Genomic DNA, 6,047 nt, shown 5'->3' on the forward strand with positions numbered 1-6,047 from the left:
GTATAACCGGCGCATCATCGTGGCGAGGTTGCGCCGGTTATACTCGGCGTCAGCCAGGGTCATACCCGTGTCCTGCCGGAGCGATACGAAGGCCTCCAGGCCGTTGCGAACCCACGGTTCGGCCGGCAGCGTGAAATAGTCGAGGCTCCGGGTGGTCGTGCCTTGCAACTTCACCATCTCAGGCGTGATGAGCTTGCTGAAGAGTGGCGGCGTCACGGGGATTGACCGCGGATCGATCTGCTCCGCGATCAGGTAGAGGATGTCGTTCCATTTGGCGCCATTTTCGATGGTGCCGCTCGTCGACCAAGTCCGAATTTGCTCCCGGAGTTGCTCAAGCTCGTTCTTGTTCGGCATCAGCCGTTTGGGCTTTGGCGCCGTGACAACCGGGCGGGCGGGACGCAATGGAGTGCCAGGCCGCGGCGTTGCGGCGGGCTCTGTTTCCTCGGGCTCTCCCCCGGGCGTCGGCGCGATAATGGGTTGTGGGACAATCAGGGGAGCGCATGGCGCGGCCGAAATGTCCGCCGCATTCCCGCCGATCCATGGCAATCCGAACGCTTCGAAGATCGACCGGCAGGCGCCCGCGAAGGTGAGTTCGCCATCGACGCTTTCGGTATCGGCGCGAGTGGGATTGGCCCAATAGGTGAGCATTCGACGCATCCGCGATCGCTCGGCCGGAGCATCGATTTGATTATCGACGATCTGCTCCAGTCGCGGAACGAGGGCCAGGTCCGATCGGCGATCGGCGCGAAAGGCGTCCGACTCGATGAAACTGCCAGGATATGTTCCCGCACCGAGGCTCTCAGGCTGCAGCAGGTTGGGGTTCAGTATGGCCTGCAGGATCCCGCGTGGGGTCTTCCACGTCTGGCCATTGTCGTTCTCCTTGAGCGCCTCGTAGAAGCGGTCGAAGGCATGGTCGGTGAACGGGAAGAGCCCGACGCCCGCTTCCTCTCCGAACGTCGCAAAACATGTATCCTGCCGAGGGCAGGCATCGCACCGATTGGGTGGCGAAACCTCTCGGCCCGACCGAACCTCCTCGAGCCACTCATTGAGCGCCCCAGGTCCCGCTCGAACCGCAGAGAGATAGCGAACGGCGAATTGGCGCCGCGTCTCGCTGGCACGCAGCGTGGCCACGTCCTGAAGACCGTCAGTCGCATGCCCAAGCCGAATTTCATGGGTGATGCGCTGACGGTAGTTGCCTTGCAACTTGTCGTAATAGGCCGGCGTTACGCCCACGACAGAGATCAGGGGACAGACGGGCTTCTCATCGGCTTCGCCGCGAGCCGCGGCGTTGAAGACGAGCACGTCGATGAGACTGTCATCCAGACCCTCCCAACTGGTGATGTCTTCGAGCAGCAGAACGAGCCGCTGCCCACGATCAGCAAGAGCCTCGCGGACTTGCCGAAACAGCGTCTTGAGGCCCTGCGCCGACACGCCCAGCACGTTCTGGATCGCGTCGTTGCGGCGGAGGTTGAGCGCGTTGATGAGGGCGATGCTGTTCGGAAACTGGTCCCCATGCTCGTCCGCCAACTCGTCCGCGAGCCATTGCTGATCGCGATAGGCCCGGATTGAATCAGATTCCCGCTCGAGCCGGCGTGCAAGGTCCTGGCTGTGCGCTATCGACGCCTGACCGCGCAACGGGGGACACAGGTCGGCCAGTTCCTGGATATCGAAGAGATCGAACGAGGCGGTCGCCGAATTCCGCTCGCCCCCCGCGCCTTCGAGCAAGTCGAGAATGCGCGACGGTGCCTTCCAGCTTGCCCTGATGCTGGGGTGAGCGAGCAACTCGGCGGGCGCAAACTGCTTGCACCAGCCCTCGTCGGGAAGCGCCTTGTCGAAATGGCCTGGCTCGAGGGTGTTCGAAAGCGTGCTCAGAAAAATGTTTGCTCTGCCTCGGGGCGATGCCTTTTGGCGCTGCCCGAGATTGTCGAACAGGGGCGCAAACTCGCTCGGGAGTCGATCGCGCAATTGCGTCAGCGCGCCTTCAAGGCTCCCGTCCGCACGGCGAAGCAGAAGCTTGATATCGGTGGCGACTGGCCAATTGACCGAGATCCACCGGATGAGGTGGGATTTGCCGGATCCCGGTTCGCCCTGAACCACGCAAAAAGCATGTTCGCGCGTTGGATCGGACAGCGTCTCGAGCACGGCATGCTCGTCCTGCCCACGGAACTCGGCCGCGTCGCGGCCGGCGACGTCGAACCCTTCGATGGGAGTGTGTGTCGCGAGGAAGATGGCGTCATCGCCCTCCAGTGCTTCGGTGACGAAGATCGCGCGAGCATCTTCCGCTCGCCAACAGGCGGAGACCGCGCTCATGCAGGGCCGCCGGGAAAGAGGATCACCGTGGTGAAAGCGTCGATCGGATGAGAGGCATCAGCGGTCAGCCGAACGCGTTCCGCCGCGTCTCCGCTCGGCACCAGGCGGATGGACTGATCGTCATGCAGATCACGAAGCGCCGAACTGAGCAACGGCGACAGCCTCGCACCACTCGTTGCGTGGGAGATACGCTGGCAGGCCTGATTGAACAGTCTTCCCCGGTCTAAATAGGGCATGCGGCGCGCCAGGAGCGAGACGAACTCGCCCGCCCCCAATTGGGTGCCTGCCGATAGTCCACTGCGCTCAAGTTCGCGGAACATCCGGGCCGCGGGAGAGGGGAAGTCCGGGGCGTTGCGGTCGTGAGGCATCGTCACGCCGAGCCCGAGAAAGGCAAGCCACCGCCGCCACGCCGGCAGCCGGGTCGTGTTCATTTCTTTGCCCGATAGGCCGGAATTGGCTTGATCGGCGAATGCGTCGCGACCGGTCTGATAGATCCACTCAACCCCGCCCTGGCGGTCGCTCTCCGCTACGATCCAAGCGTACCCCTCCAGGATCGCGGTGTCTGCGTCGTCTGCTTCTAAGCCGGCCAGCCGATCATGAAGCAGGTCCGCAAAGGCGGCGAAGTCGGTCGGCGCCGGAGCGCACAGCGAAACCTGGTCGCGGGCGGTCTCGACAAGACCCAAACTCAATGCCGCATTATGGGCGTCCGCCGCGAGCGCAGACTTCGCCTTCACTTCCCCGCCATCGCGCTCGAAGCCGGGGTTGAGAAGGTCATCATATGGTCCGCGCGGGGACGTGCCGCCAAGGGCGGACAATCCGGCGACCAGGGACCAGACTCGCTCCGGCGTTCCTTGAGGGCTCGACAGCAGGCTCATCCGGCAGCCTCTTCAACGCCGGCCAGCGCCAAGAGTTGATCTTCGCCGTAGGGCGCGAAGCGCGAAAGGCTCTGATCGAGACGACGGCCGCGAAGTTCGCGTTCGGGCCGCGCCACGACCAGAATGGGAACAGCACTTTGCTTTCGGAACTCGTTTACTCGATCGATCACCAATTGCGCCTGAAGAACATCAGGCGACAGGACGACCGCCGTCGGCACGTTCGCCAATTGATTTTCCCCCGTCCACTCACGCGTCTCGAGCACGAGCCCCAGTCGTGTCGAAGATTGCAACATAAGGTCAGCCGTGCGGCGCGCCAATCCATCCGGCACGACTATTTGATCCACACCGGCAGCAGTCATATTTGAGATGAGCTTAGTGAACCCCTTATCGAGATCGGCATCGTCGGGCGACACAAGCAGAACTTCACGCGGCAAGTTCGTTCGCGGAATCGACGCGGTTGGCCAGCGCCTTTCGAGCCCCGCCGAAGCCAAGTGCCCGGGCGGCGCGATTTCCCCGTCGCGGCAGGACGGGCAGCGTCCACATGGAGGGGCGAAGGATCGCGGTTCGATGATCTCAAAGGCCGTGCGCGTGACACAGGCGCGTTTTGGGTGCCGCATCACCGCCACGAATGCGTCGAGGTCGGCTTTGGCCTCGGCCAGTTCGCCGTCGCGAATGTCGCTGATTTGTTGCCACACTTCATCATCGACACCGCTCAGCGCACGAGGATCGCACACCTCGATCGTCCAGGCGAATTCGGGCTGGTCGCCTTCGGTCGGGATCGAGAGGACCCGCAATACGCCGGCGCGCTGCATCAACGTCAACAAGGTCATGTTCCAGCCGCGATTCCAGTCACCGGCCGTGGGCCGAAGGCCCTCACGAAAGGCATCCAAATCGAGGGTCATGCGCAGATGCTGGCCGACATAGTGCTTGTCTGTTGCGGCCTTGAGCAATCCCGCCCAGCGCTGCTCAGCAAGGTCGCGCGTCAGCCACCCGGAAGTTGCGAGCCCATAGGCCTGCTTGACGTCGCTCTGTTGTGGGCCGTCGACGAAGACGCAGGCCGCCAATCCCTGACCGCTATCGCGCGATGCACGGCCGATCTCCTGATACCAGCGCGCAGGCCCTTCAGGCAGGCACATGTGAATCACCGAGCGGACGTCCGGCTTGTCGATTCCCATGCCGAACGCCGAAGTCGCTACGACAAGGTCCACTTCATCGTTTGCCCAACTCCGGACAATTCGCCTGCGATCTTGCGCACCGGTGTCGCCAGTGAACAGCTCGATCCGGCGATAGCCGTGATCCGCGTCTTTGAGCCTGGCAACGAGTTCACCGGCGTCAGCGATCTGCGTCGTGTAGACAATCGCGGGCCGGGGCGCGCGATCGATCAGATAATCGACTGCCGCGCGACGCTGACTCTCCCAATCGAAATGCGAGACGACGATGTCGTGCTCATATCTTGGCAGGCGGGCATCGACTTCGAGCCACTCGCCGCCCAACTGCCATCCCGCTCGAAGCACCGCACGCGAGGCATCGGGTAAGGTCGCCGAGAGCAGAACCGCTCGAATGCTCGGGTTCGCTGATCTCAGCCGCGCCAGGAGGGCGGGCAGCCGCTGGAAATCCGGTCGAAACCCTCGCCCCCAGCTTTCGATAATGTGCGCCTCGTCGACGAAGACATGCGTGAGGCGCGCCTCGAGCCCGTACTCGACGGAATGGGGTGTCGCAGCTTCGACGAGATGAGCAAGAAGCGATGGCGCGAGAGCCTTTTCGGGGGAAAGCAGCAGGATCGGCACTTCGCCGCGTCTAAACGCGTTGACGATCGCCTCGGATTCCGTGGGCGGCGTGTCACCCGTCAGCGCTTTGCTGGCCTCGAGACCTCGCATGCCGGAGAGTGTCCGCTCGTGATCAAGCGCAAGCGCGACCGTTGGGGTGATGACGATCGCACAGGCCCCGGCTTGAACCTCGCGTTCAAAGTTGGTCGAGATCTGAAAGAGCAGGCTCTTGCCCGACCCGGTCGGCATGCTGACCATGAGACCAGAGCCGGGCGGTTGAGTCAGCAGCGCCCGCGTCGCGGCCTTTTGCGCGACCGTTCGATAACGTGTGTGACTGGTGAGCCGTAAGAGGACTCCGTCCGGCGACGCAGACTCATAGACATGCCGAGGTGCGGGATCGAACCGTAACGCGGCGCTCAACCCGTCGAGGCCGTCAATATCCTCGTCGTCGACAAGTCGAAGCGACTGATCCGAGTTCGTGCGGGCAAGGCCGAACCGACCGAGCAGCGCGTAGTCATCGAATGTGAGCGACAGATCCAAATCAGCCAGGTCAATGCGGCCGCCCCGCAGGCGGATCAGCGAGCGCAAGAGCGCAATCCGGTCCGCGCCGGCCGCCGCCGACGCCAAAGCGCGAAAACACCGCTCGATCGAGCGTTCGACCCAATCTGTTGCGTCGTCCTCGTCGCCATTCTGGCCAGCTGGGCTATGCGCTGCAGACAAACTCGAATCGCCCTCCACCACTCCCAAGCGATCTTAACTGCCTCGACCCAGAATGGAATCTCGACCGACGGCGGGACTCACAGTCCCATGACATCACGTCACGACGTCCGTGACTGCCAGAGAAGAAGATCGATCTTCTTCACGTCACTCAGATCGCGCAGGTTCGGGAGAGCTTCATCGAAGTCGGCGCGAATACGCTCGTATCCCCTTTGTCCCATCATCCAGGCGTAGGCGCCGGCAATGCGAGCATAGTCTTCGCACAAGGCCGGTATCCTCTGTAAAGCTGGACCTGTGCGGGTCTAGAGCGCCATGTTGATCCGGACCCAGGAATCATAAACTGGCATGGCCGGATCGATCGTCGCGAGCAGCTTGGACG

Annotated in this window: 4 protein-coding genes; all 4 read right to left on the bottom strand. The window is 62.9% G+C overall.

Going from position 1 to position 6,047, the window contains the following annotated elements; translation table 11 throughout:
- The coding region (locus KAY22_RS22875) for a hypothetical protein (RefSeq protein ID WP_296625482.1) at nt 1–2,310 on the bottom strand (2,310 nt) is incomplete at its 3' end.
- Nucleotides 2,307–3,185 carry a hypothetical protein gene (locus KAY22_RS22880; protein ID WP_029994277.1) on the bottom strand — a complete coding sequence of 293 codons (879 nt, stop codon included), beginning with the start codon at nt 3,183–3,185 and terminating at the stop codon, nt 2,307–2,309. The genes KAY22_RS22880 and KAY22_RS22875, both read right to left, overlap by 4 nt.
- Nucleotides 3,182–5,692 carry a helicase-related protein gene (locus KAY22_RS22885; RefSeq protein WP_296625483.1) on the bottom strand — a complete coding sequence of 837 codons (2,511 nt, stop codon included), beginning with the start codon at nt 5,690–5,692 and terminating at the stop codon, nt 3,182–3,184. The genes KAY22_RS22880 and KAY22_RS22885 overlap by 4 nt, the downstream gene beginning before the upstream one ends.
- Nucleotides 5,693–5,769: 77 nt before the next feature.
- Nucleotides 5,770–5,934 carry a hypothetical protein gene (locus KAY22_RS22890; protein WP_296625484.1) on the bottom strand — a complete coding sequence of 55 codons (165 nt, stop codon included), beginning with the start codon at nt 5,932–5,934 and terminating at the stop codon, nt 5,770–5,772.
- Nucleotides 5,935–6,047: the final 113 nt, after the last annotated feature.

It is taken from the genome of Rhizorhabdus sp., from assembly GCF_018006725.1.
GTDB lineage: Bacteria > Pseudomonadota > Alphaproteobacteria > Sphingomonadales > Sphingomonadaceae > Rhizorhabdus.

What these genes read in the sequence shown, in the direction of transcription:
- KAY22_RS22880 (WP_029994277.1), bottom strand. Translation starts at nt 3,185, where the DNA reads ATGAGCCTGCTGTCGAGCCCTCAAGGAACGCCGGAGCGAGTCTGGTCC.